The sequence below is a fragment of the Metabacillus sp. KJ11-3 genome, from assembly GCF_055808295.1.
The window spans coordinates 5,022,266-5,035,821 of record NZ_CM147865.1; the positions used below are offsets into that span (position 1 = coordinate 5,022,266).

Genomic DNA, 13,556 nt, shown 5'->3' on the forward strand with positions numbered 1-13,556 from the left:
TACTTTTATATCGACATAGATATACATAATATTTGTATGTTTTTAAAAAATTGTCATTTTGACCAAATTCGACATTGTTGTTATCATAATGCTAATACGACATTGAGGTGATATATAATGAGAATGCTAGCTGCTTTATTTTTATTAACCTCCATTTTCCTTGCAGGATGTGGAACTGATGTATCGCAAAATACAAACGAACCAATGGAAGAAAACGCAGTTGAAGAAAAAGAAACAACAGATAATAATGAAGAAGTTACGGAAACAGAAGAACAACAAGAGAATGCAGAAGAGGTATCTGAGGAGCCTGTAGAAGAAGAAACAACTGAAGGGTCAACAGAAGAAGGAACAACGGAAGAAAATACAGAAGAACCTAATGTTGGAGAAGAACAAGAGATCATGAAAGAATCAGAAGCTATCTACATAGGACAAGCAGACACACACAGCATTGAAATCGAGACAGCAGACCAAGAAACGGTGATCTTCCAAACTCTTGAATCAGATGTTGATTTTGATTCAATTAAGGAAGGTAGTAAAGTGAATATAGATTATTATATTGATGAAAATGATCAGAAGATCTTAAAAAGTATTACTGTTTTGAATTAATGTATGCCCCCACAATATAAATTGTGGGGGCTTTGTTTTATTTAGAGGGGAATTTTAGGATATTCATGGTACAATATACCTATTCTCTGAGGGGGCACAAAAAAATATATATTAACAAGGAGCTTAGTAATTATTTTAGAATTCATACAAAAATAGAAGGTTGCGTCAAATTTTAGCGCTTCTTACAGGGATAGTCTCAGTCTGTTTGGTCATAACTTATGATAATAGGAGGTTTACAACTTGCGAGGAATGAGAATCGTTTTAGCTTCTATACTTCTAGTTCCGGTTCTCGCATTTTCAGTACCGGTTTCAGCAGCAAACGCTGCGTATAAGAATGCTGAAAATGTAGGGAAGCAACTAGTACAGCAAAATCAACTTGTCGTAGAAGCGATTAATGTAGGAGATATAGAAAAAGTCGATGTGCTTTATAATGACTTTACAAACACAATTGGGAAAATGGAGAGAGCGATTGGTAAGGTATCAGGAAACTCGAATCGTTCAAAGCTTTTAAATAAATATGTTAACCCTTCAAAGATAACCAAAGAGCGGGTGATTTATGAAATTTCCCAATTAAGATTGTTAGAATCCATTGAGCGATCTTTTTTTGATGGTAACACCTCTAAAGGAAATAGTGATTTAAGGAAACTTGACCGCCTAAAAAAAGAGCAGTTGAAATCAAAAAGGCTGGCGGCTATGCGCAGCTTCCATCAAGGGTTTCAGCCTATCTAACAAACACAGAAAAAAGAGTAAGAAAAGGAAATCTTGTTCAAAATTTAGGTCCACAATTAACAAATATCAATGTTTCAACTGCCACGTTTGGTACAAGCAGTAACGGTGAGCCTCTAATGCTTTCAGTCCTGCAAGGAATGCCTGGTACTTTAACTGTCACAAATCTTAATACAAAGGATCTAGTAGATATTAAAGAACTAGCTGATACAACGACTGGGTGGTCAATTGAACAAGGTTCCCGAGGTACGTACTATATCGGAACAACACCAAATGAGCTGCTTTATAAATATGATGTAAATACAAAGAAATTGACAAAGCTCGGCAAAGCAACGTCCATGAATAATACAGTTATTTGGGATCTTGATTATTCTGCTTCAACGAAAGCAGTTTATGGTGTAACTTCAAATGAAGGGAAAGCCTTTAAATACGAAGAAGGAAAAGGATTCTATGATTATGGGACAATTGTTTCAGGGAAAAAGGATGCCAAGAGTGTCGCATATGCTTCAAATAATACACTGTTTGCAGGGATAGGCTCACCTGTTGATCTTATTGCTTTTGAGTTGAAAACGAAAAAGAAGCAATCGATTTTGCCAAGCAAGTATAAAGGTGAAAAATCGATTCAATCTTTGGAAGTAGTAGATAATTTATTGTTAGTAAAGGTTAACCCAAGTGCAAAAATTCTTTATTTTGATGTTAATTCAAAAAAATATTTAGGAGAATTCCCTGCGACTTCGTTTGGTGTTTCAGAAAAGCATGGGAATGTTGTCTACTATGGAAATGGAAAATCAATCTATTCCTTTGATGTAACAACAAAGGAAAGTAAAGAAGTTGTCAAAGGGAAAGTACCGAGTACGGTTACATCATTTAGCCTTATAAATGAGGGGAGCAACGGCTATACATTAGCTGGAAAGCTTGGGAACAACGAACGTTATTTCACGTATAGCTTCAAAAATGATGTGTTTCAGCATGACTTGATGACGCTTCCTGCACAACCGATAGAACTGCATCATATTGGTGCAGATAATAGTGGAAATATTTATAGCAGTGGATTTTTAAACGGAAGCTTAGCTGTGTATTCTTCAGATGCAAATGAAACAACTACGAGAGGCACAACCGGCCAGGTGGAAGACTCTGCTCCAATTAATGGGAAAATGTACTTGGGAGTCTATCCGCAGGCAAAAATTATCGAATATCAGCCACAAACGAATCAAAAAACAGAGCTGTTGAATTTGCAAGGCTATGGACAAGATCGACCAACTGCTGTTATCAATATTCCAAGTACAAATAAGCTCTATATCGGAACAACTCCTCGCTCAGGATATGCTGGAGGTGCTTTGGCAATCTTGGACGTAAGTAATAATAAAACTGTTGTAAAGAATAAACTGATTCCAAATCAGAGTATTGTATCTCTTGCCTATTCAAAACATCAGAAGGTTGTGTACGGAGGAACATCCATTTTCGGTAAGCCAAATGTAGATCCGTCTAAAACAAATGCTGTGCTGTTTACCGTTCCTGCAAACAACTCGAATGCTAATCCTGTCATGTTGAAAATGCCTTTTACAAACATTCGTTTCTACTCTGCGATAACCGTTGCCAATAATGGAATCGTGTGGGGATTGGCTGATGAAATTCTTTATGCATACGATCCATCGAAGGGTGTTGTTTTTAGTGAAAAAATCGTAAAAGATGTTTCTGGACATTCACCAAATGGATCGTTACTTATTGGAAAAGATGGATATTTATATGGAGTAGTGGAAGGAACAATGTTTAAACTAAATCCTAATAACAAAAAACTTGTGTTTTTACGCACTAAGAAAGATGTAAAACAAGTAATTCAGGATACTGACGGTACAATTTATTTCCATGATGGTGCCCGGCTTTGGAAGTATTCTATCTAACAAAATGAAGGGCAGCCTGCATAGGCTGCCCTCTTAATAGTTAATTTAATTTACTTCTTGTTTCCAACTCGTAATCATCTAAATATGCTTTCATTCCTGGTAAATTAGGGTATTTTCCTGGGTGTAATTGATTTCCTGTTTTCTTAATTTCAATGGCCCGGTTCTTTAAACGATCGAGTTTTTCTAATTCCACTTTTGCTTTGGTATGGTTATTTTGAGCTATTAGGTTGTTTATTTCTCTTAGTAATTCATAGATTGATATCTCATAAATGACGGTTTCACGAACAATTTTGGCTTGCTTTACTAGTGCATCAGCCATGTATTTACGTGTTTCACTACCATAAATCTTCCCTATTAACTGCTCTTCCTTCTTTATCTTTGCTGATAATACATGATAGGATTCGACCAGTTCTGGCGTAAAAGTATCATTTTGCACAAACTTATATACTTTATCTTTGGAAGTTGTTACTTCAGTTTGTCCAAATTTCACAGAATCAATGAAACGTGCTGCTCTCATTTGGTGAGTTTTTGCAGCTTCCAAATCCTGCTGTAATTCTTGTTTTTTAGGACCCGTAAGGAAGTTGATTTTTTCTTGGGCACTTAAAACAGCATTTTTCGCTGCGGAATATTCTTTACTGAATTGAGGAGTAATCGTTATGTCAGCAATGGATGCTGCATCATATTTACCTCTTAATTTATTAGCTTTTACTTGAGCGTCTGCAACTAATTGACTGGCTGTTTTTTCAGCATATCCATTTAAAAGAGAATTTATTTGATTCGTCTTTCCTATAACAATAATTGGTTTTTTTGCAGGATCAAGCCAAGTAAGCAGCTTTGCAACATTCTGTTCTGAAAGGGCCACACATCCAGCGGTAGGGCTTGTTGAGCTTCTCCAAACGTGTAAGAAAATGGCACTTCCTTTTCCTTTGACAATAGGGTTCACGTTATAATCGATGGTTACTGCATACTTGTAAAGGGGTTTTTTAATTTTTCATAGGAATTCCAACGTGTGTTAGGATTTCCGCTATAGGTTACCCATTTGTTATAGTCAGCAGAAGATGAGTCATCAACCCAATAGTCATTTGCCGTTGTTAAGCGGTATGGAAGCATAGTACCATTTGGTTTTTTTGTCCAGCCAAATGCTGTCCCTAGTGTATATACTCCAGCAGGTGTTATACCATCTCCTTCTTTTTGTTTACTTGTAATACCATTTTTGCCGACGACTGCTGCCATTTTAGGAAGTGCTATCTTCCATTTGCCGTTGGTCCTTTCATATGTTGTTACGGCAGCTCCTATTCCCCTACTGTTATTAACGATGATGACCTGGTTTGTGTTACTAATCTCTTTTAATTGTTCAAATCCATTTAATTGACTAGTTGCGAGAGAAATTTGTGGTACGATGGACAAGCAAACCACAAAAGATAGCAAAAGAATTAAACTTTTTTTCAAGAAATGTTACCTCCTCTTTTATGTTTTTACACAATAATAGTTATTCGACAAAATTGTTAAAATTAGGCCTATAGACAAAATATAATGAATGATGAAAGAATACAAGAGTGATTTATTTGTTTAAATTTGTCAAATGACCCTGAAATTTAACTTTAAAAATGAGAAAAAAATGATACAATTACTAATTAGTAATCTACTATCTAATAATGAAAGAGGATAAATGATGAATAAAAGACAAGTTCGACATAAAAAGAAGAAAAAGAAAAAGATTGCAAGAGGATTTTTCTTCTCTTACTTTTGATAATTGGTTTTGGTGGTTATATATTTTATCAATATTACACAGGTCTGCAGGCAGCGGGAGAAGGCTTTGATAAAAGTGCAGCATCTGATTTTGCCGGTGCTGAAGTAGGGGAACTAGGAAAAATTAATGTTCTGTTACTTGGGGTTGATTCCAGAGGGGAAGAGAAATCGCGTACAGATACGATCATGATTGCTCAATATGATCCAAAAAAAGGGAAAGCAAAGTTGGTTTCCGTTATGAGGGACACGTATGTTGAGATACCAGATTATAAAAATTATAAAATCAACACAGCCTATTTCCTGGGTGGTCCTGAATTGTTAAGGAAAACATTGGAGAAAAACTTAGGGGTTGATCTTCATTATTATGCACTTGTTGACTTTAAAGGATTCCAACAGGTTGTTGATACTTTAGCTCCTAATGGAATTGAAATTGATGTACAGCAGAGCATGTCTAAAAATATTGGAGTAAGTTTAGAGCCAGGTGTGCAAATGCTTGATGGTGCAGAACTGCTTGGATATGCACGATACCGTGCGGATGCAAAAGGTGATTTTGGACGAGTAGAACGTCAACAGGAAGTCATTAATGCGTTAAAAGATGAGTTAATTAGTGTGAATGGTGTAACAAAGCTTCCTAAATTAGTCGGAACAGTCCAACCATATATTGAAACAAATGTGGGTGGTTCTGAGGTTCTAGGTCTTTTAAAAGACTTTATTGTCAACACACCAGAGGATATTGAGACAATGACTATTCCGGTTGAAGGTTCATACACAAACGAAAGCTATTCCCATGCTGGGTCTGTGTTAGAGATTGATATGGAAGAAAATAAAGCAGCTCTTGATGAATTTTTAAATGGTCCTTCATCAGTTGTAACAAGCGACTCTGAACAGGAATAAATAAAAAAATAGCAGAAGAAAAAAGTGCTCAGATTTTTAAAGATCTGAGCACTTTTTGTATTATCTAAATTAGCAATGAATATGGACAATCATAAAATAATTCACAATCATGTTGTGCAAACTAGGAAATATGAGTAGTCCTAAGGAGTGTCAATATGGAGCTATTTGAGCGGCATAAGGTTTTACAATCAGAAAATGAATGCACCATCATCCTCTATTTACATCCCTTCGCTACTGAGTTTGCGGCTGAACTTGGCCATGAGGGGAAGAGGAAGGATCTTCAGGAAAGTGCTAAAAAATATGTTCAGACAAGATACCCGAACATAAAAAATGCCACAATAAAAGTTGTTTCAGGTTTATTATTGGTATCCAGCTTTACCTTTGCTAAAGGAGAAGTAGAGGTATCAGCCCATGAAGCGGATTTTAATATGACATACTTATATTTTGGTAATACAAGCAGTTATATTAAACAGATTGATCGTACTAATGGAAACCTTAATCTTGTTTCTCCTAGTTTTTTTGATATTCAAGCAGATGGGAGCTTGAAGCTAACATCCCAAGTGAACTCAACACTAGTAACTGAGATGCATAATCGAGGTATCAAAGTTGTTCCATTCTTAAGTAATCATTGGGATCGGAATATAGGAAGAGCTGCTTTAGCAAATAGAGAGCAGCTTGCTACACAAATAGCTAATGCGATTTCTCAATACGATCTTGACGGTGTTCAAGTGGATATAGAGAATGTAACAGATGCCGATCAATCCAACTACACAGATTTAGTACGATTGTTAAGAGAGAAGATTCCTGCAAATAAGGAAGTATCTGTTGCAGTGGCAGCAAATCCTTACGGGTGGAATAAAGGGTGGCACGGATCCTATAATTATAAAGAACTTGCTAAGTATTCAAGCTATCTAATGATTATGGGCTATGACGAGAGCTTTCAAGGAAGCCCAGAAGGACCGGTAGCAAGTCTTGATTTTGCCGAGGGCTCCATTAAATATGCCCTAGGAGAGGGAGTTCCACCTGAAAAAATTGTACTTGGTGTGCCATTCTACGGTCGATATTGGAAAAAAGGTGAATCTTATGGAGGTTATGGCATATCCAACATACGCGTAAATGAATTAATGGACAAATATAAGTCATCTGTTATCTTTGATGAACAAAAACAATCTCCTAAGTTAACCTTTGAAGTTAAAGCAGCTGATCCAAAAACAACGATTGCGGGAAGGACATTGACAGAAGGTACCTATTATGTATGGTTTGAGGATGCACGTTCAATAAAAGCCAAAGTGGACTTGGTGCATAAATATAACCTAAAAGGGACTGGAAGCTGGAGTTTAGGACAAGAAGACCCTTCTATTTGGGAAAATTATAAAACGTGGATGCTTACTCATTCCGACGTGACTCCTAATGGTGAATATTCAACTGGGAGTGAAGACACAACTTCAAGCTCTGAGAGAACGTATATTGTAAGAGGTGGAGATACCTTATCTGGAATAGCAAAGAGTAATGGAATTACTGTAGATCAATTAAAGCAATTTAACTCATTAACTACGGATAGCATTTATATCGGGCAGTTATTGTACCTAACGCCTAATCAGGAAAATACCACAATACAAATTCCAAATACAGAGATACCAACAAATCATGGGCAAATTGTTGGGCGTCTCACGTTAAAGAAGGATACTCCATTGGTTAAAAGACAACCGAATGGTTCATTTATAACTTACAAGATGTTGAAAAAAGGAGAAGTTATAAATGTTTATGGTGTTTTAGGAAATCGCTATGATGTAGGAGGCGGCTATTATATTAAGGAAACAAATGAAATGAGCTTACATATTGGCCGTCTCTTAATCAAGGATAAAGAAATCCTATATAAGCCTGATGGATCATTTCATCGATACCTTAAAAAAGGGGAAGCACTACGGGTGTACACATTCAATCAACAGAAATACGATGTAGGCGGAGGGTACTTTGTAAAGCCTACAAAAAATGTTTCCTACTATGAAGGGTTTATTAGGCCGAAAACAAACTTCCCGTTATTTAATCCAACTGGAAAGGTCCATCGGATGATTCAGCAAAATGAACTCATACGTGTTTACAGAATTGATGGTGATCGATTTTATGTAGGTGGAGGATATTATATTCTTAATGATCGAGCCAAGCTAACATTTATTCGACATTAATATGGCCTTATAGACATAAAAGCCTCCCGTTAGGAGGCTTTTATGTTCATCATACACTTGTCTAAAAGAAAAGCCCAACGATGTATTACATGATTAGACATAATTATGGAAGTTTATCCAATTAGATGGATTCCTACCATAATAATGTAATAACGGGAACACACATTATTTTACCACATTTTCACTGGAATGGATTTATTTTTTCATTTTTTTATGAAGAAAGTTTTATATAGTCGGTAGTATTAAAGTCCTTAATGGTATTATTTTCAAATTTTAATTGAATAATATCTAAAAAATGGAATTTATTCCAGTCCTTAATGACTAAACTAACTATTAATGGTAGGATAAAGTTATAAAAAGTCGAGGAGTAGAAAAAATTGTCAAATATTAAAAAGATTATTAGTTTAAGTGCTATCCTGTTACTTTGTCTTTCCTTTCTAGCTCCGTTGAAGGGGAAGGCTATATCGGAGGGGGATTCTATCTTCGAAAATTTAGGGCCAAAAGTTGAGTATGTAAATGTTATTAAAGGTAAGATGGTTTCATCACAAGGAACAAACTATTATGTAAGTTTGCTCCAAGGTGAGCCTGCCAAGTTAGCTGTCATTGATTACAATACTAAAAAAGTAATTGATTTGCGCGAATTGGAAGGTGCAAAGGCTGCTTGGTCGATTGAATCCACTCCAAATGGAATCGTTTATATAGGTACAACTCCAAATGAACATGTGTATAAGTACGATGTCAACACAAGAGAATTAGTCGATCTTGGAAAAGCAACAACAAATTCGGATACGGTTATTTGGGACATGGCATATGATGAGAAGGGTGACCGATTATATGGTGTTACCTCATATGGAGGTCGGGTTTTCTATTATAATCAAAATCAAGGATTTACGGATCTAGGCCCGGCTATGAGTGGGAGGCAATATGCAAGAAGTATAGTGTATGATTCGAATGAAAATACATTGTATATTGGTGTAGGTTCACCAGCTGCACTGGTTAAATGGAATTTAACGACGAATGAAAAAGAAAATATTTTAGAGTACGACCGCTCAAGCTCATCGGTTTATGATTTAGATTTAGTCGATGGTCAGCTTTTCGCTAAAATGGAAGGCACAAATGAAATACTCCATTATGATTTAGAAACTGATAGACCAGTTCATCGCTTTGACGCTAATTCCAGAGGAGTATCAGAAAAAAACCAAATGAGCCAGTTGTGTTTTACAGCCATAATGGCTCTCTTTATGAATATAATTATGAAGAGAACACAAATAAAAAGTTACAATCGGATTTATATGGTTCAAGTGCGGTGTCACTGGATATACTTCCAGGAGAACAAAAAGTAGTTGGTTTGGCAGGGAATGCAGGAAGGTTTTATGAGTACAACTATAGTCAAAATCGCTTTTCTATTAAGCTGTTAGATCTGCCGCCACAGTTTGTTGAATTGTTTAAAATAGGAAGCAGCTCATCAGGAGATATATACAGCTCGGGATTTATTTCAGGACATCTGTCACGATATAATCCAATCACCACAACAAATGAAATATTCAGTGGATTAGGACAAGTTGAAAGTGTTGCAGAGCAAAATGGCAAAATTTATTTCGGGACATATCCGGATGCAAATGTATTTGCATATGATCCAAATGTGAGCTGGAGTAAAAACTCCAATCCTGTAAAGTTATTATCTTTATCTGATGAGGGACAAACAAGACCTTCTGTTATCGTTTCAGATAAAAAAAATAACCGACTTTTCATAGGTACTGTTCCGAAACGTGGAGAAAAATCAGGACTTATAGTCATTTACGATGTGAAGAAAAAAGAAAAGATCGCACAATTTACATTAAAAGAGGGTCAACGTGTTGTATCTGCTACATATGACGAGCAAAATAATATATTATATGCAGGGACATCTGTTTATGACGGCTCAGGTGTAAAAACAGAAGATGGTGCAAATATCTTTAAGATTGATTTAAATAAGGAAACATTGGAGCCGGAAGAAGTAACGGCGCTAAGTGGCTATCACAATATGGTATCAGCTCTTAAATGGACTCCAGATGGAAAAATATATGGAATTCTTGACAACAAGTTTATTGTCTATAATTCATCAGATGATAAAGTATCAGAAACTGTTGAGATCTATCCAATTATTCCGGAGAATGTGTTAGGAATGGGGAGAAATGAATCCCTGCTAGAAGGTGAGGACGGCTACCTATATGGAACTGTTCAAAATACTTTATTTAAAGTAAATCTTAAAAATTATCGAATAAACATCTTTAGACAAGGTGATGTAAATACTCTTGTGAAAGACAACAAAGGGTATTTCTATTTTAATAGTGGAGCAAACCTTTGGAGAGTAAAGCAATCTTCATTAACGAGTGATAAGGCTATTACACCAACGCAGCTTTATTTACCACATGTAACAGTGACGGAATCACCATTTCCGATCGCACGTGTTTATACAAAAAGACCTGTTATGCTCTATCAGAAACAAGGAAATAGGATGGTACCTTTCAAAACGCTAGGAGCAAAACAGGCATTTAGAGTGTATGGGGTGGAAGGCTCCTATTATCACACAGGCGGTGGATACTATGTATTCCATGAAAATTCAAAAACTACTCCATATATAGGAAGAGTAGCTGCTAGTATACCGACACCAATTTATAAACCAAACGGTGAACTGTTTAGATTAATGATGCCTGGTGAAGAAATAAGAGTGTATAATTATGATGAAGAAAAATACGATGTAGGCTCAATGTATACGATTCAGAAATCAACAGAAGTAACTTATTATACTGGATCTCTCACTTTATTAAAGGAAACACCTCTTTATAAATATGGTGAAGAAGAACCTGTACTTACTCTATCTGCCGGAGAAGAATACTTTATTTCAGGAACAGATGGAAATAAGATGGATATTGGAAATGGTTACTATATCGAATATGATAAAAGCATAATGAAATATAATAAAAGCTAACATGACTCAAAGGACTGGTTCATTTATTGGATGAGTCCTTTGTAGTATCGATTTAAGGGCGGGTGGACAAAATTGAAGAAAATTCTATTGCTTGGGTTCGCAATTATGTACTTATTATGTAACACAACAGTGTCTGCCTATGCAGCTGAGGACCTAAAGGTTGTTACAAGTGAGGAAATTGATAGTGGCTTATTGACAAAATCACAAAAATCAAAAGCAGCTAGCGAATCTAATCCTGATATACAATTAAATAGGATTGAAAACCGGGAGTTAATTATTAAGGGAAAGGTATCTATTCAAGATTTAGAATCAATAGGTCTGGAACAAATAGAAACTACAAATCTAGCAGATTCTGATTCCAGGCTATATAAAGTAAAAATTCCTAATCAATTAAACTATAAAGATACATTAGGAAATGTGAGAGCACTATTAGGTGTAGAGTTTGCTGAACCAAACTATAAAATTGAACCAACTGCGACTCCTAACGATTATTATTACTCAAATCAGTGGTATCTCCCGGAAGTAAATGTGCCAAATGCATGGAGCTCATTTTCATTTAAGAGTGAAATAAAAGTGGCTGTTATTGATTCTGGTGTGGATGCCTCCCATCCCGATCTGGCAGGCAAAGTACTAAAGGGATACGATTTTGTTAACAATGACACGAATCCGGCGGACGATAACGGGCATGGAACAAGTGTAGCGGGAATCATTGCCGCAATCTCCAATAACTCTACAGGAGTAGCTGGAATAAACCAGAATGTGAAAATTATTCCGATCAAAATAAGTGATAGCAAAGGAGAAGCAACAATAGAAAATGCTGTCAAAGGAATACATTACGCCATTCAACAGGACGCCGATATTATTAATATGAGTTATGGCAGCTCATATTTTTCCGGAATTGAAAATGAAGCATTATGGAATGCATTTGACCAAGGTATTACATTAATTGCAGCAGCAGGCAATGATAAAAGCAGTGAGTCATTTTACCCTGCATCCTATACACCAGTCATTAGTGTATCATCAACAAACAAAGCAAAGAAATTATCTTCCTTCTCTAATCGGGGAGATGGTATTGATGTTGCTGCACCAGGGGAAGGAATGTATACACTTCATTTAAATAAAGGATATGCCGTTAAGGAAGGGACTTCATTTTCAGCACCTGTCGTTACTGGAATTGCATCGTTATTAAAGAGTAAAGATCCAACTCTCTCTCCGATGGAAGTGGAATGGGCATTAGGTCTTGGAGCCAGCAATGGAAAATGGAAGCCTGATACAGGATACGGTATTGTGGATGCTTATCGCAGCTTACAAACCTCATACCCATCTCTTGAAAGGGACATTTCCCCCGAACCAGAAGGAGCGTTTGATATTGGGAGTAATAAATCTCTTTCTGAAAAACTGGATCATCCATATGATGTTGATGTTTACTATTTTAAGGTCTCAGATCTTACTACTGTTAACATAAGGATGAATGGGTTTTCTACGGATATAGATATGTATGCAGATCTATACAAAAAAGAGGGAACGAGCTATAAAAATGTTAAGTATATTGATAATCATGGGTTTGGCGAAGCAGAGAATGACTCGATCACTGTATCTGCAGGAGAATACTATCTAGTAGTGTCCGATTTTTATAGTCACTGGTCATCGACCCCTTATAATATTAGTGTTGACCAGCAGAAAGTTACTTTAAGCAGTCCTTCATCCAATATGTTGTCTGGCACATACACTAAATCATTTGACGTTCATTTAAAAACAAATTCGATAGGGCAGGTTGTCTATACTTTAGACGGCACAACGCCATCTGCTACCAACGGAAATATCTATAAAAACCCGCTTCCTATCTATGAAACAACTAAAATAAAGGCAGCGACTGTATATGGTTCAAAAGTTAGTGAGATCGCTACTTTTCACTATGAACTTAATAATATACAGATTCCAAATGTATCCTTCCCGACGGGGCATAGCCATCCAATTGCTCGTGTTATCATCCGTGGCGATAAAGTAGGGTTATACAAAAAGAATGCAAACAACACATATATACTGAGCCGCTATCTAACTAAAGGTGAGCAGATCAGAGTATATGGAGTTTTAGGTCACCAGTACCATGTTGGGGGAGCTTATTATATAAGACATCAAGACAACCAAACAACCCCCTTTATAGGAAGAGCTCTTATCAAAAAACAGACAGCATTGCTTGATTCAAATGGAAAAGTATCCCGTGTCCTTCAAGTTGGTGAGGCAATAAGGGTTTATTCTTATGACAAGCAGTCCTACCAAGTTGGTGGTGGCTACACGATAAAAGTAGATAATAATAATACAAAATACTTAATAGGCTATGTGAAGCCGAAGCGTAGTATTACTTTATACAAACCTGAAGGAACCAAACATTCGACTTTAAAAGCTGGAAACTTATATTATGTATCGAAAGTAAGTGCTGGTAAAATTGACTTAGGTAATGGGTATTATGTAAAAGATAATAAAAATGATCTAGAATTTGTTAAAAACTAGCTTTAACAATAG

Annotated in this window: 9 protein-coding genes; 7 read left to right on the forward strand and 2 right to left on the reverse strand. The window is 36.2% G+C overall.

Translation table 11 applies throughout. The features are described from left to right. Positions 1–117: 117 nt before the first annotated feature. The 3 genes from AC0L8O_RS24765 (at position 118) to AC0L8O_RS24775 (ending at position 3,233) form a co-directional block, all read left to right on the forward strand. Complete coding sequence (locus tag AC0L8O_RS24765; protein WP_473445946.1) at positions 118–606, forward strand: hypothetical protein; 489 nt, start codon at positions 118–120, stop codon at positions 604–606. Positions 607–855: 249 nt separating this feature from the next. Beyond that, the gene (locus tag AC0L8O_RS24770; RefSeq protein ID WP_473449137.1) at positions 856–1,335 is read left to right on the forward strand and encodes a hypothetical protein; all 480 of its coding nucleotides are present in this window, start codon (positions 856–858) and stop codon (positions 1,333–1,335) included. Between the two features lie 116 nt (positions 1,336–1,451). Further along, entirely contained in the window at positions 1,452–3,233 is a 1,782-nt protein-coding gene (locus tag AC0L8O_RS24775) for a hypothetical protein (RefSeq protein ID WP_473445947.1), read from the forward strand. Between the two features lie 40 nt (positions 3,234–3,273). On the opposite strand, the gene AC0L8O_RS24780 is transcribed toward AC0L8O_RS24775, so the two are convergent. Continuing rightward, complete coding sequence (locus AC0L8O_RS24780; protein WP_473445948.1) at positions 3,274–4,176, reverse strand: L,D-transpeptidase family protein; 903 nt, start codon at positions 4,174–4,176, stop codon at positions 3,274–3,276. Positions 4,177–4,190: 14 nt separating this feature from the next. Next, the gene (locus AC0L8O_RS24785; RefSeq protein WP_473445949.1) at positions 4,191–4,682 is read right to left on the reverse strand and encodes a hypothetical protein; all 492 of its coding nucleotides are present in this window, start codon (positions 4,680–4,682) and stop codon (positions 4,191–4,193) included. 297 nt (positions 4,683–4,979) lie between these two features. Here AC0L8O_RS24785 and AC0L8O_RS24790 point away from each other — a divergent pair, with 297 nt between their 5' ends. The 4 genes from AC0L8O_RS24790 to AC0L8O_RS24805 all read left to right on the forward strand — a co-directional run bounded on the left by AC0L8O_RS24790 (position 4,980) and on the right by AC0L8O_RS24805 (position 13,544). After that, positions 4,980–5,876 carry an LCP family protein gene (locus AC0L8O_RS24790; protein ID WP_473445950.1) on the forward strand — a complete coding sequence of 299 codons (897 nt, stop codon included), beginning with the start codon at positions 4,980–4,982 and terminating at the stop codon, positions 5,874–5,876. 155 nt (positions 5,877–6,031) lie between these two features. Continuing rightward, the gene (locus tag AC0L8O_RS24795; protein WP_473445951.1) at positions 6,032–8,062 is read left to right on the forward strand and encodes a glycosyl hydrolase family 18 protein; all 2,031 of its coding nucleotides are present in this window, start codon (positions 6,032–6,034) and stop codon (positions 8,060–8,062) included. A 1,213-nt stretch (positions 8,063–9,275) separates the two neighbouring features. Continuing rightward, positions 9,276–11,033 (forward strand): hypothetical protein, encoded by a 1,758-nt coding sequence (locus AC0L8O_RS24800; protein WP_473445952.1) that lies wholly within the window; start codon positions 9,276–9,278, stop codon positions 11,031–11,033. Between the two features lie 72 nt (positions 11,034–11,105). Beyond that, a complete protein-coding gene (locus AC0L8O_RS24805) occupies positions 11,106–13,544 on the forward strand; it encodes a S8 family serine peptidase (RefSeq protein WP_473445953.1) in 2,439 nt (812 codons plus the stop codon). Positions 13,545–13,556 lie beyond the last annotated feature (12 nt).